Below are 19,508 nucleotides of genomic sequence, written 5' to 3' on the forward strand. Positions count from 1 at the left end.
ATATATACTTTCTTATCCAAAAAAGCCTCGTCCCAACCGCTGCTAAGTCTGGGCGAGGCAAAAAGCAATTCGTATTAGCTTACGTAACGCGGCCGATCAATCTTTGGCGCATTTGGCACCGGAATTGTCGCCCACGGCAGCATGTAATGCTCAATACGTGCTACCATTACCGTCATGTCATCGTGGATTTCACCATAATGCTGACGAATAACAAGTTCAAGCAAGCAATCTGCCACCTCCTGAGGATGATTCGTTTTCAATTCGGAAATCTTCCGTTTTAGCCAGAGATTTTTATTCTCGACGCGAGGTGCCTCATAAATACCATCCGTCATCATAATTAACAAATCGCCCGGCTTGAGCTGATAGCTTACTACATCAACATCAATATCGTCGATAATGCCGATCGGCAAGTTGTTAGCCGAAATTGGAATCACTTCTTTGCCTCGTTTAATAAAGCTCGGTGTAGAACCTGTTTTAATGAATTTTGCCTGTCCTGTATGCTGATCGATTAACGCCAAATCAACCGTAGCAAACACTTCATCCGGTGAACGGAGGGATAGCACCGTATTCACAGACTTAATGCTTAATGTTTCCTCCATCCCGGATTCAAGTAATTGCTGCAATAGTTCCAGCGTTGAGGAACTTTCCAGATAGGCCCTCTCTCCATTACCCATTCCGTCGCTCATTGCAAGGGCCATTTTACCGCTGCCGAATTCCATAATCTTAAAACAATCACCGGATAATAACTGTCCTCCTTTAGCGGCACCGGCTACACCAGTATCGATTTCAAATGTTTGAGCCGAACCGAGGCACATATGGCACGTTCCGTCTGCAAGCGCCTGGCAGTCCTTATTTTTTACCGTAATCTTCTCACCAAGTATATCGGTCAGAAGCGGAGCAATGATCTTCGAGCATTCATCCCTGCCAGCGCAGGAAGGCTGTGTAATCTCGATATCTACTTTCCCTTCTTCAAGGTTCATAATATCTACGTTCCGTACGGATAACCCCACCCCCTCCAGCGCTCCTAGAATTTGCTGCTCCTGTACATGCAGATGGACACCCTCTCTTTGTATCTCATGAGCAAAGTTATGCATAACGCGTGAGACACCTGCCAGTTGCTCGGCTACGAGCCGTCGGCTTTCAGCGATTTGCTGTTTTAGGTGCAACTGATTCTGCCAGCGTATATATTCCTGCTCCATATATGTTAGCATCCGATCCTGCTTTACACATTTGCGCAGCCAATCCTTTGGCATTTCGTTAACATTAATTTCACCGTCTCGCTTCATCACACGCATCATTTCGTTCAATGCTTCATACGTATTATCAAAATCTCGACTCCAGCATTGCTCCCTTTTCCAGCAGCGCTGGCACGTATTCTTCGTCACCTCGCTCAAAAAATAGTCCTTTTGTAATTCGTCATCCGAAACATCCGCTAGATGCGGTACAGAAAATGTTTCCGACAGTTTCGTGAACAGCTGGGCGAACTGGTCCATTTTTCCGGCTGTTACATCACGCACCTTTCTTAAATATTGTTGTTGTGAATTAGTATTCTCTTCCGTACCCGGTATAAATTTTGAGATTTCCCTCATCACAAATCGCGGGGTCAGCAGGAAGAATAGAACAGATGCAAACGTCTCCAAAGATGATTGGAGAATTTCTCGCTGCTCGCCTACATAGATGGTCAGAATAGAAGAACCGATTAACAGGCCGATCGCCACGGTCCATTTTCTGCCCTCACGCAGTAAGCCGGCCAATAAGCCGGAGAAAGCTAGTAAGCTAATTTGATGAATAGCATCTATATTAGCCAGGCTTAAGACAAGCCCGGTTACTACCCCCACGGCAGCGCCTACCGTTCCACCGCCGACCGCAGCAAAAAGCAGAACAAGATAGCGTGCAAGCACATTATCCACAGATACATCTTGCACAAACCAGCCTACCGTTCCTGTCATAATTGACGCTAGAAGAATGATTAAACAAATAATTTCTTCCGTACGCAAGTTTTGCTGACTCCGCTTCGATGTCAGGATCGGAATCGCCTGTACAAAGATGAGCGTGAGAATTAAGCTAAGCAGCGCTGCTACGCCGGTCATAAACAGCGAATGCCAGGTTAGCTTGTTTAGAATGTATTCCACCATAGTTCCACTGAGGAGGACCGCGAGAAATGAAAGCAGTGGAGCGTAGTTTAACTCCATTTTTCGGCGCCTCTCCAATATGCTTGCCAGAACCAGCACTATCGCCATTCCAAGAAAATTTGCCGAAGCGATCTCCATCGACTGCATCGCGCTTCCGGCCATAATCGAAAACATGATAAGAAGCAGTCGATTTTTCTTTAGGGAATACATCACCGCAAAAAAAGGAATTGCGAATGGAGAAATCTCTTGCAGAATAACTGCACGCCCGAGCAAAAAACCCATCATCAGGTGCAGCACACTCCATTGATGCGAGACCGCATATAACCAATTCCCACCTCTTCTGTTAACATCCTCAACAGCAGATGCCATTTTTCCTGCCATCGTTACAGACTGATTGCGAATCATCCTCAGCACCACCTAACCTGAATTTTGTGATTCCCATTATAAGCACAGGTCAAAAACAAATTTTGTCAAAACAAGTAGGCGCCAAGCAAAAATTTTCCGACAATTAACTTCCTGTTTTTTGTTTGATGTCGACTTCCCTTTGTGGATGATAACGTATGAAAAGACAATAAAAAAAGGAGAGCAAGCGCTCTCCATCCCTTTTCATTATTGCTTTTTCTTGTTTTCATCAGGTGTCAGGAATATGATTTCCCCTTCTTTGGAAAGGAAGAAATTTTTTCTAGCCAACTCGCTGATATACTCCTGATCGTTCATTCTTTTTACCTGTAATTCGAGTTGTTTCTTATCTTCCTCCACCTTTGTCACTTCACGCTGCAAATTCACAAGTTCACTCTGTTTACTCGCCAATTGCTCACTCTGAGAATAGTATGTGTATCCCGCCCATGACAAAAACAAAACGACAATAATCTGCAAAAGACGCATCCTGCGTTTCCGACCGTAACTCGATGGCCTAGATTGCGGTTGTTGTTGCATATCGTTCACCTTTCCTGATTGATTATTTTACATTTTCTTACCTTTTATCCAGCCCGTCAAGGCTTGCCATCTTTTTCTCGCAATTTTCTTTGCTTTTTGCGTCGGTTTTTGCAGATATCCCGTCCATATCGGCGACCATAGCTTTCCTCCCAAAAACAAAAATGGCCGGGCAAGCCATTTTACAACAGTAAACAGTACAGAAAAGAGGAAAAGAGCGATAGCAACCAATGCCCGGTATAAAAAAAGGAGAGGAACGATGAGAATATAGTATCCGATTCTTAATGTGACCCGGTATAGCCATACAGAAAGGGCAATAAGCTTGTTCAAAATTCGAAGATACATACGCTGGAACAGCAGAAAATAAAAAATGATGCCAATACCTAATCCGAGAAAAATATAAATTCGGACTACACCTTCATTTATTCTTAAAAGCGTGCCAAATACAAGAAACGTACAGCTTATCCAAAAGAAAAAGTCGGATATCCATACCAGCCAGATAGGGAGATGGCATTTACGCTCCATTGTCCGGTATGTATCGTACAGCATTCCCATGACCAGTCCGCATAGCACCATCGCCAACATTGTTGTTGCTTGCCCGGTCAGTGTCACTTAAAGATCCGGCCAAAGATCCCTTTGGCTTTTTCTCCCTGGTAGGATTCGTCGATATATTCCATCGCGAATACCAAGCCCTCAATCGATACCTGTCCCGTTTCCAGGCTCAGGTTCTTCATATGCAGATTTTTCCCCTTTATCGTAAGAAAACCAGCCTCCGTGTGGAGCAGGAATTCTTCATGATCGAAACTTTCGACCTTAAGTACACCTGTTATATCAAGCTTTTTTCGGTTAATCATGACAACATCGTGACGAATTGTCTTCTTCGGATTTGTTTCCATCATTACGGCCCGCCCTCCTTTTTATCCCGCCTTAACGAGCAGTAATACCTCCACCTCAAGACTTGGAGAAATCGAGGAAATATAAGTGGAAGATAAACTGTCCCAAAAGGTCCGATACGTTCAACGAACACGCAGCGAGGTGTGAAAACCTCCCCGCTGAGTGAAGTTTCACTTTATACCATCCTATGGAGGAGAGACGTAGAATAGAACAAGAGAAAATCCGATTCCATGTTGTTCATGCAGATACCATTCTCTTCTTTACCAAATGGAAGATTGAGGCTCTTCCCGGTCATCGCGAGGTAGGTAGTCTTCTTTAATCATCGTGTAGAGAGTAGCCGCTTCATCCTTTTTAGTCGTATCGAGAAGCTTTTCCACCTTTACAGTAACAAGCTTATTTCCATAACGGACGGTAAGCTCGTCTCCTATTTTTACGTTGGCGCTGGATTTTGCCACCTGACCGTTAATGGTTACACGCCCTTGATCGCATACTTCTTTTGCCAGTGTACGACGCTTCACCAACCGGGAAACCTTCAAAAATTTATCGAGTCGCATCTTTATATCCCTTCTTCCTCTTTCTTTTTTCGTTTCGCTTCCTGCCACCAGTTCTCCATCTCTTCAAGTGATGTATTCTCGAATGTCCTACCTGCTTCCCTTACTTTTTGCTCAATATAGGAAAAACGGTAGTAGAATTTCTTATTTGCCAAAGCTAGTGCTTCTTCCGGGTCAATCTTCATGAAACGTGCGACATTAACGATGACAAACAGCAAATCGCCAAGCTCCTCCCGGCGATGCTCCGGTGTCTGCGCCTCCCTCAGCTCGTCCCATTCTTCTTTTACTTTATCAAGCACTTCGGATAGCTCGTCCCAATCAAAACCGACATCTGCTGCCTTCTTCTGGTATTTATATGCCTTAAGAATGGCGGGCAAATCACGCGGCACCTCATCAAGGCGAGATATCGTCTCTTTTTCTTTACCCTGTTTTTCTTTCTTTTTAATATCCTCCCAATTCTGCAATGCTTCGTCCGCGTCTTCCGCATTCGATGTGCCGAATACATGAGGATGTCGACGAATCAGTTTCTCATTCAGCCCGGCAATCACATCCTGAACAGTAAAATAGCCATCCTCTTCAGCTATTCGGGAATGAAGCATAATCTGAAGGAGCAGATCCCCCATCTCTTCGCACATTGCTTCCGGGTCCTCATCATCAATTGTTTCAAGCACCTCATATGTTTCCTCGATCAAATTCTTCCGAATTGATTGATGAGTCTGTTCCCGATCCCATGGACAGCCATTCGGACTGCGTAGAGTCGTAACGATTTCTCGGAGACGCCAGAACTGACGGTTCAATGCCATATCTTCCTCCGTCGGCGGTACATACACCGTCGTCAGATTGCTGTAGCTGTCCAGCCTGTCCAATTCATACAAAGGTATTGTCTGAATTCGCTCCTCTCCCACGATCCCCGCCGCAGTCACGACGGTAACGGGGTAATCATCCGGGTACGATTCCATCAATGTTAATTTCACATCCGAGGCAACAAACGCATCATATACCTGGCAGATTAGGTGATGCAAATTAGGCTGTACATGATGCTCTTGCAAATCTGTTCCATCTAATAGGACGAACCCTTCCACCGGATCGATTTTCAACGAGGCAAATACAGGGTCAAGAAAGCTCTGGCCACCTTTCACCTCAATTTCTACACCTTGTTCTTCGGCCCTACCCATCAGTAGCTGTACTGTACGCTCAGCGACAAGTGGATGACCCGGTACCGCATAGACAACTTCGTCTTTCTCCTGAACCATTCGAAAGAGGCGATCGCTAATTTCTTCGTACACTTCCGGAAACTGATCATGCGCTTCGTACACATCATCAAAACTCTCGTATGCTACTCCCTCTGCCAAAAGTTCGGCAACAACCGGATGTTTCTCGGTCCGCAAATAAAGATGGTTTGTTTCCTTTAGAATACGATAAATTCCAAGGGGAAGTCCTTCCAGGGTTCCCGCTCCAAGACCGATTACGATAATTTTCTTCATTATAATTGCATCCCCTTTCGAAGTCAGTCATGCAGAAGTTTCAGTTTTCTAAGCAGCGGTACGATTTTACGTCCGGCTTTTGTGCTTTCCAAATCGACTCGTCGTACGGTCCCGGACAGAAGAAGAGCGACAGCATACATCACAACGCCTGCACCGACAGCCAGCAGGCTTACCCCGGTATAATACAAACGGGCAGAAGCAAATAAGTCCGCAAGTCCTTGTTCTGCAACCTGCCGGGCAACAAATGCGGCCAGTGCCATCATCATTACCGCCATAAACGGTTTAATAAAGAAGTCTTTCAGACCAAACCGGGCGCCGGTTAGCTGATGCACTGTATACAAATTCAGCAATGTAGAAATCATATAGGCACATACAGTTGCTACAGCAGCGCCGGTAATGCCGAAGAAAGGAATAAACAGAATATTCAATATAAGCTTTACCACAACGCCAATCAGTAGGTTGCGAACCGGTAGGTTAACCTCTCCCATTCCTTGAAGAATTCCTGCTGATGTAATGCCCAGTGTAGAAAAGATCGTTGTAAATGCAAGAATGGTCAAAGCCATTGTGCCATTGTCGTTCTCATATAGCATTACATTCACCGGTCCGGCAACAATTGCAAGACCGATGGAGGCCGGCAATCCGAATAAGAACGTTAGACGCAGGGCCAATTCTGTCCGGGCAGCAATCAAACGATGCTGGTTCAACGCTTTGGCCTCGGCAATGGCCGGAACAAGCGATAAGGAAAGCGCCGTCGCGAAAAATGCAGCAAACTGCACCAGCGGCTGGCCCCGATCAAAAATCCCTTTCAATTCGTAGGCAGCTTCCGCGTCGCTTCCTCCGCGAATCAGCATACTGACGACGGTAAATGAATCGGATAGCTGCATCAGTGGAAGCACAAGCGAACCCAGGCAGATGGGAATAGCATAATAGAACAGCTTCCGCGCAATTTCCCCGATAGATTCCTGCCTATATGTATTTTTCAGCGATGTCTCGTCCCATACTTTCTGCTGCAACTTCTGGTTTCGCCTCCAGAAAAAAAGCATAAGAATAAATGCAAAAGACGCGCCGGTTACTGCGCCAAATACCGCACCTGACCCGGCGAGGTATACGTCGCCCGTTGTCTTCATAAACCAGTACGATAATATGATAATGGTAGCGACGCGAACAAACTGCTCACCTATCTGTGAAACCGCGGTAGGAACCATATTATGGTGTCCTTGAAAATATCCACGTATCGACGCCATAACCGGTACGATCAGAAGAGCGAATGATACGCTTCGAATCGGCATAACCAGTTTATCATCCCTCATAAATCCGGCCAACAGCGGTGCACCAAACCAGAGAAGAATAAAAAAGAGGAAGCCTGTCAGCGTTAGTACTCCCGCAGATACACGGAAGATTTTGCGCGCTCCATATACATCGCCTACTGCCAGCTTCTCTGCCACGAATTTCGAAATCGCTATCGGGAATCCGGCCGTCGCCAGAATAAGAAGGGCACTGTATAGCGGATATACCTGAGTGTAGACATAATAGCCGAGATCACCCGTAATGTTTTGGTACGGTATACGGTAGACAACTCCCAGCAGTTTGGATAATAGCGCACCCGCCCCCAGTATTGCAGCTCCTTTCAAAAAAGAAGCCCCCTGATTCTTAGACATAGATTCCCCTCTCTTTTCCCGGTAAATTCCTGCATAATTATATCATAAATTCAAGGCAGGGCGGGGTTCCGAAAGGCTTGCCCCATAAACTAGCTTATGCTGCTTATGGAACGAACTTTCCCAAAAAAAAGCTTCCTGGCAAGTGTTCTTACCGGAAGCTTGGTCATGCTTTTTACTGCTCCATCTGTTTTGCGAGAAAGCCTGCCGCAGTTTCTACAAGCTTGACTTCCAGGTCGCCCATCTTGGCCTGGTCATTCTTCGTCAGAAGAATCACTGAGCCAATCGGGTCACCACCTGCAATAATCGGAGCAATGACATAGGAGGAATAGTTATCTTCATTGTCGCGAATCATCTCATATTCCCCTGCACTGGTCTGTAGTGAAGTGCGGCGCTCCTCCATCGCAGACTCTACGATTTCACCAATAGCCTTATCCATGAATTCTTTCTTGGAGGCCCCGGATACAGCGATGATGGTATCGCGGTCGCTAATTAGCGTAATATGATTGGTGCTCTCATACAACGAATCAGCATATTCCTTGGCGAAATCGCCTAACTCCCCAATCGGAGAGTATTTCTTTAGAATCACTTCTCCGTCGCGATCCACGAAGATTTCCAGCGGATCACCTTCACGAATGCGAAGTGTACGGCGAATTTCTTTCGGAATGACCACACGCCCTAAGTCGTCAATCCGGCGTACAATTCCAGTTGCTTTCATAATTCTCGATGCCTCGCTTTCTTGAAGTAATTACATGACTGCAACTTATAATTAGCTTGCTTGTAGTATTTATCTCCTGCACGGAGAATATTCACCATCTTATCTCCCTCCATGCAAACTTTTTTGGCTAAAAAATTTATGCAGGTATAATTTTTTGCATATGTTATGCGTTTATTCATAATAACAGGCATTAAAACCCTTACATAAAATAATGCAGCTCAACATTCAATCGTTCTGCATATTCGGCATCTAATTTGCATTGTAATAAAGAAAAGACATCCTAATGCCAAAAGGAGACGATTATGCATGAACAGCAAGCAAGTATGCCAGAGATGCCATCGCGAGCTAAAGGCGCAGGAAACGAGCACCTCCAAAAAGGAAAATACAATTTGCCACCGCTGCCAGGATGTGCTGGAATTTGGCTATCCTTCTTTTCCGTTCTACAAGTTAAACGAATATGCAACGAAATAAAAAAGAGCTCTGCGCAGTTAATGCGCAGAACTCTTTTTTTACTATTTACTGCTTGGCTGTTGCGATTTGCCACCCTGAGGTTGCTCTGGTACAGGCATTGGTTGTTGCGTGCCTGGCACAGATTGTCCTGGCTGTTCTGACTGCCCCGGAATTTGCTGTTGTGGCTGTTCCTTAATCATATCAGCCGGAATTTTCTCTTCTTTAATGATACCTTTTACTTTTTGAGTGAAGAATTCATTCTCCTTCTCTTGTGCCAGCATCCGAGTGATGTCTTTTTTCACTTCATCATAAGGCTGATCCTGACGTTTCTCAACACGCATAATATGATATCCGAACTCTGTTTCAATCGGATCGCTAATTTTATTTAGCGGAAGTGTCTTAGCCGCATTCTTAAACGGCCCTACCATGCCTTCAAGAGTCAAGCCGTCCGGAGAAGGAAGTTCATACAATCCACCTGTCTCTTTCGTACCCGGATCGTCCGTATTCTCTTTGGCTAATTTAGCAAAGTCCGCACCGTTACGCAGTTGCTTTACGAGTTCATCCGCTTTCTTTTTCGCTTCTGCTTTCGATCTCTTCTCTGTACTAATAAGAATATGACGTACATTCGTTTGCGTCAAATAGCCTTCTTTCTTGGCCATATCATATTCTTTCTTTTTGTCTTCTTCTTTTACATCTTTGGAGAAGTACGAAATCATTTTCACCTGATCAAGAAAGAAATCCTTCATCTCGCTTTGGGTTACTTTACGATCCGCATAGTATTGCGTGAGCTTTTTATCCTGCCCGATTTGTTGTTTAACGAAATCCTCATATTGTGTAAAATTCTTTTCTGCTTCCTTCTTCATTTCATCCGTCTCTTTAACCTGAGCAGTCACATGCAGCGTCATTACCATATAATGAAGCGCAGCCGTAAGCGCTTCTTTGTTCCCTGAATCGATTGCCTGAGCCATGCTCGGCTCTATCGCTTTCAATACTTCTGTATAATTCTTGAATTGAGGTTCGGTAATCACTTTGCCTTCATCATACTTTGCAACTACCGGTCCGGTCTTTCCGCATCCTGTGAGTAGGACAACGAAAGAAAGAATACAAACCAAAGCAAGTCGCCCGTATTTCTTAATTGGCCACATCTGTTGCTTCCTCGCCTTCTTTTTTCTTTTTGAGTTCGTCGAATTGAATGAGGAAGCTTTCTACGAGTTCAATGCTCTCCTCAGGCTTCAACCCTTTCACCTTAATTCCAACAACTACCTGTTGTCCTTGCCGTGAAGGCGTGATGCGCCGCAGGAGAGGCCCTTTAATCTCATATAAGTCTCCCCAGTCCACTTTGGCGCTTTGATCTTCATGGAAAACCATTTGAATGGTTTCCGCTTTTTGTGCAATTTCCACAATGCGATGTCGAATCGCATACACCCGCAGACGAGACACAAGCAGCAGACTGCTTACACTCTGTGGAATGTTACCGAATCGGTCCATTAATTCCTCCGTCAAATCCTCGATTTCTTCGAATGAAGATACAGCGGCGAATTTCTTGTACATCTCGATCTTCTGTTTTCCATCCTGAATGTAATCAGAAGGAATAAACGCATCAATGGTCAGATTGATCTCAGGGTGTACCTCCTCTTCTTTCTGTGGCTCACCCTTCAATTCCTCAATCGCATCCTTTAACATCTGACTATATAAGTCAAAACCAACCGATGCGATAAAGCCATGCTGCTCCGCACCAAGTAGATTTCCTGCTCCGCGGATCGATAAATCTCGCATCGCAATCTTAAAACCTGAACCCAGCTCAGTAAACTCTTTAATCGCCTGCAACCTCTTCTCCGCTACTTCAGTCAGCACCTTATCCCGCTGATACGTGAAATATGCGTATGCAATCCGATTCGAACGCCCGACCCTTCCACGTAACTGGTATAACTGTGACAGGCCCATCCGGTCCGCATTCGTGACAATGAGTGTATTAACATTTGGAATGTCTACGCCTGTCTCGATAATCGTCGTACTAACCAGAACATCCGCTTCTCCTTCCAGAAAGCTCAACATCACTGATTCCAGTTCCGTTTCGTTCATCTGGCCATGCGCCACCACAACACGGGCATCTGGCACAAGCATACGGATTTGATCTGCCATCTGATCAATACCTTGTACCTGATTATACAGGAAATATACCTGTCCTTCTCGCGCCAGTTCTCGCTCAATCGCTTCCCGCACCAACCCAGCACTGTATTCCATTACGTATGTCTGAACAGGGAAGCGATTCTCCGGAGGCGTCTCAATAACGGAAAGATCGCGCACACCAAGCATCGACATGTGCAGTGTACGCGGAATTGGCGTTGCTGTCAACGTCAAAACGTCCACATTTGTCTTCAGACGCTTCAGCTTTTCTTTATGCGTAACGCCAAAACGCTGCTCCTCGTCAACGATGAGCAGGCCTAACTCTTTAAAAACAACATCCTTGGAGAGAAGACGGTGTGTTCCGATTACGATGTCAATCGTCCCATCCTTAAGCCCTTTGATCGTCTGTGTTTGCTCTTTCCGAGCCCGGAATCTGCTAATGACCGAAATGTTTACTGGGTAATCGGCAAATCTTTCCCGGAATGTCTCATAATGCTGCTGTGCCAGGATGGTCGTCGGTACAAGTACAGCCACCTGTTTACCATCCATTACTGCCTTAAATGCTGCACGAATCGCTACTTCAGTTTTTCCATATCCTACGTCTCCGCACAGTAAGCGATCCATCGGACGTTCTTTTTCCATATCTTCTTTAATTTCCCGGATCGCACGCAGTTGGTCTTCTGTTTCATCATACGGAAACATAGCCTCGAACTCGCGCATTTCCTCTCCGTCCTTCGTAAACGCATAGCCCTTCGCCTGCTGGCGTTCCGCATATAGACGAATTAAATCCTGAGCAATGTCTTGCACTGATGCACGAACTTTGCTTTTAACCTTTTTCCAATCCGTGCCGCCCAATTTGTATACTTTTGGCTCTTTCTCTTCACTACCGACATACTTCTGCACTTGATCAATTTGCTCAATAGGTACGTATAGCTTGTCATTTCCCGCGTATTTAACGTGCAGGTAATCCTTATGAATTCCATTAATTTCGAGCGTATCAATGCCTAGATATTTGCCGATACCATGGTTAACATGTACAACATAGTCTCCTACCTGCAACTCTGTATAGCTTTTGATACGTTCAGCATTGCTGATGTTCTTCCTCGTTTTGGATGCTTTTCGCTGTTTTTGAGTAAATACTTCACTTTCTGTAACAACGACAAGATGCTGCATCGGGATTTCAAAACCGCTCTGCAAATTGCCAATGGTAATAACCGGGCGGCTGCTCACAAGCGCTTTATCCGGTGAGAGAACAATATCTACTTCAATATCATAATCGTGGAACACTCTCTCCATCCGGCGGGCCCGCTCTTCGTCCGCAGCACAAAATACGACCACAGCATTCGACTTTTTCCACCGCTCTATTTCCGTTTTTAGTACGTTCATTTGACCATGGAAATTCTGCATGGCTTTGCAATTGAAATTAACAATATTTTGCGGATTGGTTTTCGGTACTTGCCGTAAAAACAAAGACGTATGCAGTATTGGCCATTTCTTCGGGGCAATAATGTTCTCCAGCGAGTGGGACAGATCTATATCCGGCAGAAATTCCCCCTCCTGTACCAGTGCCGTTTTCCACTCCGCTTCATCTTTATCCAACTGTGCTGCCGCTTCTACAATACGCGAAGGCTCATCAATGAGGACAAGCGGCTTCTCTTTTAAATAATCTATTAAAGTTTGCTGCGACGAATATAGAAAAGAAATATATTTATAGATTCCGGTAAACGAATGGCCCTGGCGCAACTGTTCGATTTCCCAACCTACTTTTTCGACAATAAGCTCCTTGACTTGTGCCGCTTTTACTTTAGGAAGTGTTGCATTCATATGCTGCTCTAGCTTTTCTGCTGCCTGCATGAAGATTTCCTGACCCCCAAACACTTCCCGTGTCGGACCGATTAAAATCTCTTGCAGATTCTCAATAGACCGTTGATTGGAAATATCAAATGTCCGAATGGAATCGACCTCGGTATCAAATAACTCAATCCGTACCGGATGAGACATATAGACAGGAAAAATATCGATGATTCCGCCCCGAACGCTAATTTCACCACGTGTTTCTACCATTTCAACGCGTTCATAGCCAAGCGCTATCATCTTCTCAAGGAAATTCTCCAATACAATTTCTTCGCCTATAGCAAGTGGGTACTGCGCCCTTTTCCACTCATCTACAGGTATGACGGTTCGACGAACACCTGCATATGGAACAACCAATACTCCTCTTTTGCCCGCAGCCAGCGCATTCAACACCTCAATGCGTTGACTGAGCGTTTCCGGGCTGGAAATAGATACTTCTGATAGTACCATCTCATTGGCCGGGTACAGCCATACTTCATCTGACGGCAACAACTGATTCATATCGTCATATATTTTCTGAGCTTGAAACATATTGTGTGTTACGATAACGAGAGGACGCGCCATCGTCTGATACAAAGCGGCATAGAATACCTGCCGGGCAGAATTGCTTAGCCCAGATGCAAGCTGTTCCCTTAACCCCCGTTTGTAACTGTCGACTATCGCTTCAAACTCGTCGTCGCGTTTAAATTTCTCTACCAGACCCTGCAATCGCTTTTCCTCCTCTCTTTGCGAATGCATCCGCAAATGCAAAAATAAGCCTTAGCAAAAAGCCAAGGCTCTGTATGCTGCTTTATTGTAAAGGATACATAAGCTCGGGGTAACGGTAAATGGCTTCACTACAGTATTCACATGTAACACTTGCCACCGTATCCCCATTTGCTTCATAGCTAATTATATGTTTCCTCTCTTCAGGGGTCAAGAAATGAAACCCCAATCTATCTTCTGTCGCCTCAGCATGTTCGATTGCCGCATGCTGTGTACCGCAATGCGGGCAGATATATCGTATCGCCATATGTATGCCCCCCGAAAAAGTATTATGCTTATATTTATTCTTTCCAGAAGGACGGCGTACCATACGAAAGCTAGTTAAATTGATTCATTACACGTAAAAAAGAAATCTCCATCCATGCTTTTGAAGCTTCAACGGATCGGTTTACTGCATCCTGCACATCGGCCAGCTCCTCTGGCGAAAATGTAGTTAATACATGATCCACTACTTTACGTCCAGGAGCAGGACGGTCAATACCTACTTTAATTCGCTTAAATTCCTCTGTACCCAGATGAGCAATCAATGATTTCATGCCATTATGGCCCCCGGAGCTTCCTTTTGTACGCAGGCGGATTTTGCCACATGGCAAATCAAGGTCATCATAAATAACCAGCAAATCTTCTTCAGCGTCCAGCTTATAGAAATTCAAAAGCGGGCCGACACACTCTCCAGATAGATTCATGTACGTCATCGGCTTAACCAACAGCACTTTTTCCATACCGATACGTCCCTCACCAATAAGTCCTTTGAATTTACCTGTCGATAGCGTAATATTCCAATCCTGTGCAAGTTTATCTATCGCCCAGAATCCGACATTATGCCGGGTCATTTCATATTGTTTACCTGGATTGCCCAGTCCTACAATTACTTTCATCATATTCTCCCCTTACCATATACACTGAAAAAGCGCAACCGGACGGTTACGCTTTTTCGAACGATTACATCGTTGAGCTTATGATTATTCGTTTTTATTTGGCTCTGCATCACCGGAGCTGTTCTCTTCATCGTTCGTCTCTGCAATACCGGCCTCCGTCTCAGCTTCTTCCCCGGCCATTCCTTCTACCGGTTCCGCCTGCGGTGGCACAATAGTGAGAACAACCGTATCCGGGCTGTCCAATATCTCGATATCGCCTGAAACGGTAAGATCAGCCACCGTTATCGTATCGCCGACAACAAGCTTTTCAATATTATATGTGATGCTGTCCGGGATTTTGTCAGGCAGGCAGCTAATGTTCAGCTCACGCAATGTATGCTGAAGCACACCGCCGTTCTTCACACCTTCCGCCTCTCCCTGCAGCACAATGAACACGCTTGTATCCGTCTTTTCATTCATATTAATTGTGCCGAAATCCAAATGCAGCACTTTATTCTTGAGCGGGTCACTCTGTAAGTCTTTAATCATGACATTAAGAGGCTTCCCGTCCACATTCAATTTGATTACATGATTCAAACCTTGTTGATTCACGAGTTGCTGAAAATGGCTTTCCTCAATCGCAATCGATTCACTTTCCACATCACTACCGTACAAAACGGCGGGAATTTTCCCTTTGCTGCGTAATTCGGTTAGCATAGACCGTGGTCCTACCTGTCGCTTTTGCGCTTGCAGTTCCATTGCCATATTATATTCCCCTCCTACTGTAAGGTTCGTAGCAACATCATTATCTACTTTACCCAATACAGTGAAGAGTCAATCATTAAGCTAGTGGAAATTAATCAAACAACTTGCTTACAGACAATTCTTCGTGCACACGAATAATCGCTTCCCCGATGATCGGCGCTACAGACAGCGCCTGAATTTTGTTGCTTTGCTTCTCCAGTCCAAGCGGAATCGTATTCGTTACAATTAACTCTTTGATGCTGGAATTTTCGATACGCTCAATAGCCGGTCCAGAAAGCACCGGATGCGTGCAGCAGGCATATACCGCTTTAGCCCCCGCCTCCATCAATGCGTTCGCAGCCAATGTGATCGTACCTGCCGTATCAATAATGTCATCAATAATGATAGCCGTACGACCTTCAATATTGCCAACGATATTCATTACCTCGGCCACATTTGGCTCTGGTCGACGTTTATCAATAATAGCGATTGGGGCTTCCAGACGTTCAGCCAATTTCCTTGCCCGCGTCACACCCCCGTGATCAGGTGATACAACGACTATGTCTTCAAGTTCTTTCTCTGCAAAGTGTTTTCCAAGAATCGGCACCCCTAGTAGGTGATCGACCGGAATATCAAAGAAACCTTGAATTTGTGTAGCATGGAGGTCCATAGTAATAACACGATGCGCTCCGGCTGTTTCAATTAAATTTGCAACCAATTTTGCAGTAATCGGATCGCGAGCACGCGCTTTACGGTCCTGACGAGCATAGCCATAATAAGGAATGACTACATTAATGCTTTTGGCAGAAGCCCGCTTCAGTGCGTCTACCATAACCAAAAGCTCCATCAGATGCTCATTCACAGGTGCGCTGGTGGATTGGATAACAAATACATCAGCGCCGCGTACGCTCTCGTTCAATTTAATCTGTACTTCTCCATCACTGAAATGCACAACCTGTGCATTTCCCATCGGAAGACCGATATGATCCACAATTTCTTTCGCCAAAGCCGGATTTGCATTACAAGTAAAGACTTTCAGTTTCGGGTCGCGATAATTCGCCATGACTGCTGTTAAACCTCCATACCTTTCATACTTGTTTATTTCTCTCTAATATTTTTTGCGTAACCTTCTTTGTTCGTCTGACGTTCACGAGCAATTGCCAGCGCGCCATCCGGCACATCGTCCGTCACCGTAGATCCAGCGGCCACATACGCACCTTCTCCTACAGTTACCGGCGCTACAAGATTCGCATTACAACCTACGAAAGAACGGTCCTTGATTACCGTTTTATACTTATTCACACCATCATAGTTTACTGTTACCGTACCACAACCTACATTTACATCGGCTCCCACTTCTGCATCACCCAAGTAGGTCAGGTGCGATACTTTGCTACCTTTGCCAAGCGACGTATTCTTAATTTCTACGAAGTCTCCCACCTTCGCGCCTTCGCCAATGTGAGAATTTGGGCGAATATACGCGAACGGACCAACCGTGGCCTCGCTGTCAACCCGACTATCTACCAATACAGATTGCTTGATTTCCACACGATCGCCTACCTGGCAATTCATAAGCTGTGTATGAGGGCCGATAATACACTCTTCGCCGATAACAGTCCCTGCGCCAATTAACGTACCCGGATAAATAATGCAATCGCGGCCGATAGCTACATCCGTTTCAATGTACGTATTGGAAGGATCAATAATTGTAACGCCTTCTTTCATATGCTTGGTAAGAATACGTTCTCTCATCATTGACTCCGCCTTGGCGAGCGCTACACGATCATTAACGCCGATGGTAATCTCTTCCGTAATGGAAGCCTCGATGCGTTCTCCCTGATTCTTTAGGATTTCAACCGCATCAGGCAAGTAATACTCACCTTGTGCATTATTGTTATCCACTTTTTCAAGAATGGCAAAAAGCTTCTCATTATCGAAGCAATATGTACCTGTATTGATTTCCTTCACACGCTGTTCTTCTTCTGTTGCGTCCTTCTGTTCAACAATGCGCTCAACGCCACCATCTTCACCACGAATAATACGACCGTATCCTGTAGGATTGTCCATCACCCGGGTAAGAATGGTCGCAGCCGCCTGGTTAGCCTCATGGTGCGCCACCAGTGCTTCTAGCGTCTCAGAGCTAATTAATGGTTCGTCACCGGAAAGGACAAGTGTCGTCCCTTTTCTCCCTTTCAAAATTGGAGCTACCTGCATCACTGCGTGAGCCGTACCCAGCTGTTCTTCCTGCATTGCATATTCGACATCGTTGCCCAGCTGCTCTTTCACCTTGTCTGCCCCATGGCCGACAACAACAACGATACGATCTGTTTGCAGTTCGTTCAAGCTGTCCACAACATGCTGAACCATCGGCTTGCCACAGACGGAATGCAGCACTTTATACAGCTTTGATTTCATTCGTGTTCCTTGGCCCGCAGCCAATACAACCGCAAATTTATCTGACATGGTACCCTCCCATTTCGATAAGTTCCACAATGACTATATCTTAATTAACTTTCTATTTCAAGATAAGTCGCAAAAGAGATGCAAAAATACAACATCCTTTTTCTTCAAATTGCAAAAGAAAAGAGGCCCCCTCTACAAAAGGCCCCTTTGATTTAGTGCAACTGAGAATTAAGCTCCCTCTTCAACTAGTTCTTCGGTTGTTTCTATTTCTCCTACGCGCTCATATTCAGCCAATACAGCGGCTTGAATCTTCTCGCGAGTAGACGAAGAGATAGGATGTGCGATGTCGCGGAATTCTCCTTCTGGTGTACGTTTGCTAGGCATAGCCACAAACATACCGTTGTTGCCGTCAATGACACGTATGTCATGCACCACGAATTCATTGTCGATCGTAATCGAGCAAATCGCTTTCATACGACCATCAGTGTTTACACGGCGGAGTCTTACGTCCGTTACTTCCATGTCTGCTCACCACCTTTTTCCAATTATCAGAAGCTTGATAACTGTAATTCAACAAAGGTGGAAAAAAATCCTTCTTCTATTTGAAAAATTTTTAGCTTTTTCTTAATTTTGGAACTTTACCCTACTGACATATTGTTAACATTCCAGGGCTGCTACCAGTTCAATCTCAAGCGATACGTCCTTCGGCAGTCTTGCAACTTCCACCAGAGAACGGGCCGGACGATGCTCACCAAAGTATTGACCGTAAATTTCATTAATCGCACCAAAATCATTCATATCCTTGACGAAGACCGTTACCTTTACTACATGATCCAGCGTCGCATTTGCAGCCGCCAATACTGCTTTAAGGTTAGCGAATACTTGATGCGTCTGTGTTACAATATCTCCTGTCACAAGCTCTCCTTCCGGCGTTAATGGAATTTGACCGGATGTATACAGAAAGTTCCCGACCTTAATGGCTTGCGAATAAGGACCGATAGCGGCCGGCGCTTGATTGGTAGATATTTGTTCCATGCAACATCCCTCCGGTTTATTCTTTATTCTTAAAATAATTACCTAACTCAAGGCGGATTTCCTTATCTCTCACATCCACCTCTGTCACACGGAGTAAAGAGACATAATCATCCACCAGACGTTCTTCTACATTAGCCGTTTCCATAAATACGCCCACGCCTACAACTTCGGCTTTGAACTCTTCGAGCAAATCCATCATGCCGCGCGCAGTACCGCCCGCCTTCATGAAATCATCGACGATAAGCACCTTGGAATTCTCAGGAAGACTGCGGCGTGCCAGTGACATCGTCTGAATTCGCTTGCTTGAGCCGGATACATAATTAATGCTCACAACTGAACCATCCGTCACCTTGCTGTATCGGCGAACAATTACAACAGGAATGTTTAAATAATACGCTGTTGCATATGCAAGCGGAATTCCTTTCGTTTCCACAGTCATTACATAATCTGCCTCGGATTCAGCGAACACTGTAGCAAATACTTTACCGATTTCCGTCAACACTTCCGGATCTCCTAGCAAATCAGCCATATACAAGTATCCGCCAGGAAGGAGGCGACCGGAACTTTCCAGTGTACGACACAGACGTTCCATTCCCCTTCGTGCATCTTCAATATTGGTCAGCGGAATGTATTTTACGCCGCCTGCCGCGCCTGCTACTGTTCTCAGCAGGCCGACTCCTTCCGATTCAAACAATTCTTTAATAATAGATAGGTCTTCACTGATAGAAGACTTGGCCGCCCCGTATTGTTCCGCAAAAAAAGTAAGTGGAATGAGTTTATGGGGACGCGCAAGCAAATGCTGCGTCATATCTACAAGCCGAGCACTTCTCCGTAACTTTTTCATGTACGTTCCTCCGTATTAAAAACCGAATATTATGAAGTGAATATACCACTTATGTACGGATT

General features: G+C 45.2%; 19 protein-coding genes. 1 reads left to right on the forward strand and 18 read right to left on the reverse strand.

Annotated features, from left to right (window positions below; all coding sequences use genetic code 11):
* Positions 1-74 precede the first annotated feature (74 nt).
* The 8 genes from spoIIE to spoVT all read right to left on the reverse strand — a co-directional run bounded on the left by spoIIE (position 75) and on the right by spoVT (position 8,367).
* A complete protein-coding gene (gene spoIIE, locus HMPREF0083_RS13435; RefSeq protein WP_021621988.1) occupies positions 75-2,537 on the reverse strand; it encodes a stage II sporulation protein E in 2,463 nt (820 codons plus the stop codon).
* Between the two features lie 204 nt (positions 2,538-2,741).
* Complete coding sequence (locus HMPREF0083_RS13440) at positions 2,742-3,068, reverse strand: FtsB family cell division protein (protein ID WP_040302747.1); 327 nt, start codon at positions 3,066-3,068, stop codon at positions 2,742-2,744.
* Between the two features lie 27 nt (positions 3,069-3,095).
* A complete protein-coding gene (yabQ, locus tag HMPREF0083_RS13445) occupies positions 3,096-3,677 on the reverse strand; it encodes a spore cortex biosynthesis protein YabQ (protein WP_021621991.1) in 582 nt (193 codons plus the stop codon).
* Positions 3,674-3,964, reverse strand: coding sequence for a sporulation protein YabP (gene yabP, locus HMPREF0083_RS13450; RefSeq protein ID WP_021621992.1), 291 nt, complete (start codon positions 3,962-3,964; stop codon positions 3,674-3,676). The genes yabQ and yabP overlap by 4 nt, the downstream gene beginning before the upstream one ends.
* 255 nt (positions 3,965-4,219) lie before the next feature.
* Positions 4,220-4,513 carry an RNA-binding S4 domain-containing protein gene (locus tag HMPREF0083_RS13455; protein ID WP_021621993.1) on the reverse strand — a complete coding sequence of 98 codons (294 nt, stop codon included), beginning with the start codon at positions 4,511-4,513 and terminating at the stop codon, positions 4,220-4,222.
* A gap of 2 nt (positions 4,514-4,515) precedes the next feature.
* Positions 4,516-5,994 (reverse strand): bifunctional methyltransferase/pyrophosphohydrolase YabN, encoded by a 1,479-nt coding sequence (yabN, locus tag HMPREF0083_RS13460; protein ID WP_021621994.1) that lies wholly within the window; start codon positions 5,992-5,994, stop codon positions 4,516-4,518.
* 23 nt (positions 5,995-6,017) lie between these two features.
* Positions 6,018-7,625 (reverse strand): putative polysaccharide biosynthesis protein, encoded by a 1,608-nt coding sequence (locus HMPREF0083_RS13465; protein ID WP_327848947.1) that lies wholly within the window; start codon positions 7,623-7,625, stop codon positions 6,018-6,020.
* A 199-nt stretch (positions 7,626-7,824) separates the two neighbouring features.
* Positions 7,825-8,367 carry a stage V sporulation protein T gene (spoVT, locus tag HMPREF0083_RS13470; protein WP_021621996.1) on the reverse strand — a complete coding sequence of 181 codons (543 nt, stop codon included), beginning with the start codon at positions 8,365-8,367 and terminating at the stop codon, positions 7,825-7,827.
* Positions 8,368-8,673: 306 nt separating this feature from the next.
* Between spoVT and HMPREF0083_RS28100 the strand changes: the two genes are divergently transcribed.
* Positions 8,674-8,838 carry a hypothetical protein gene (locus HMPREF0083_RS28100; protein ID WP_021621998.1) on the forward strand — a complete coding sequence of 55 codons (165 nt, stop codon included), beginning with the start codon at positions 8,674-8,676 and terminating at the stop codon, positions 8,836-8,838.
* A gap of 41 nt (positions 8,839-8,879) precedes the next feature.
* On the opposite strand, the gene HMPREF0083_RS13475 is transcribed toward HMPREF0083_RS28100, so the two are convergent.
* The 10 genes from HMPREF0083_RS13475 to purR all read right to left on the reverse strand — a co-directional run bounded on the left by HMPREF0083_RS13475 (position 8,880) and on the right by purR (position 19,446).
* Complete coding sequence (locus HMPREF0083_RS13475) at positions 8,880-9,962, reverse strand: peptidylprolyl isomerase (RefSeq protein ID WP_021621999.1); 1,083 nt, start codon at positions 9,960-9,962, stop codon at positions 8,880-8,882.
* On the reverse strand, positions 9,949-13,506 hold the full coding sequence (gene mfd / locus HMPREF0083_RS13480; protein ID WP_040302750.1) for a transcription-repair coupling factor: 3,558 nt from the start codon (positions 13,504-13,506) through the stop codon (positions 9,949-9,951). Before mfd ends, HMPREF0083_RS13475 begins: the two co-directional genes overlap by 14 nt.
* Before the next feature lie 82 nt (positions 13,507-13,588).
* Entirely contained in the window at positions 13,589-13,810 is a 222-nt protein-coding gene (locus tag HMPREF0083_RS13485) for an anti-sigma-F factor Fin (RefSeq protein WP_040302751.1), read from the reverse strand.
* 70 nt (positions 13,811-13,880) lie between these two features.
* Complete coding sequence (pth, locus tag HMPREF0083_RS13490) at positions 13,881-14,441, reverse strand: aminoacyl-tRNA hydrolase (protein WP_040302753.1); 561 nt, start codon at positions 14,439-14,441, stop codon at positions 13,881-13,883.
* An 84-nt stretch (positions 14,442-14,525) separates the two neighbouring features.
* Positions 14,526-15,185, reverse strand: coding sequence for a 50S ribosomal protein L25/general stress protein Ctc (locus tag HMPREF0083_RS13495; RefSeq protein ID WP_040302754.1), 660 nt, complete (start codon positions 15,183-15,185; stop codon positions 14,526-14,528).
* A gap of 91 nt (positions 15,186-15,276) precedes the next feature.
* Positions 15,277-16,227 (reverse strand): ribose-phosphate diphosphokinase, encoded by a 951-nt coding sequence (locus HMPREF0083_RS13500; protein WP_021622004.1) that lies wholly within the window; start codon positions 16,225-16,227, stop codon positions 15,277-15,279.
* Between the two features lie 35 nt (positions 16,228-16,262).
* Positions 16,263-17,627, reverse strand: a complete 1,365-nt coding sequence (glmU, locus tag HMPREF0083_RS13505; RefSeq protein ID WP_021622005.1) for a bifunctional UDP-N-acetylglucosamine diphosphorylase/glucosamine-1-phosphate N-acetyltransferase GlmU — start codon at positions 17,625-17,627, stop codon at positions 16,263-16,265.
* A gap of 168 nt (positions 17,628-17,795) precedes the next feature.
* Positions 17,796-18,089, reverse strand: coding sequence for a septation regulator SpoVG (gene spoVG / locus HMPREF0083_RS13510; protein ID WP_021622006.1), 294 nt, complete (start codon positions 18,087-18,089; stop codon positions 17,796-17,798).
* Between the two features lie 135 nt (positions 18,090-18,224).
* Complete coding sequence (locus HMPREF0083_RS13515) at positions 18,225-18,602, reverse strand: RidA family protein (protein WP_021622007.1); 378 nt, start codon at positions 18,600-18,602, stop codon at positions 18,225-18,227.
* 16 nt (positions 18,603-18,618) lie between these two features.
* Positions 18,619-19,446: a pur operon repressor gene (gene purR, locus HMPREF0083_RS13520; protein WP_021622008.1), complete on the reverse strand. Its 828-nt coding sequence runs from the start codon at positions 19,444-19,446 to the stop codon at positions 18,619-18,621.
* Positions 19,447-19,508: the final 62 nt, after the last annotated feature.

Source organism: Aneurinibacillus aneurinilyticus ATCC 12856 (genome assembly GCF_000466385.1).
GTDB lineage: Bacteria > Bacillota > Bacilli > Aneurinibacillales > Aneurinibacillaceae > Aneurinibacillus > Aneurinibacillus aneurinilyticus.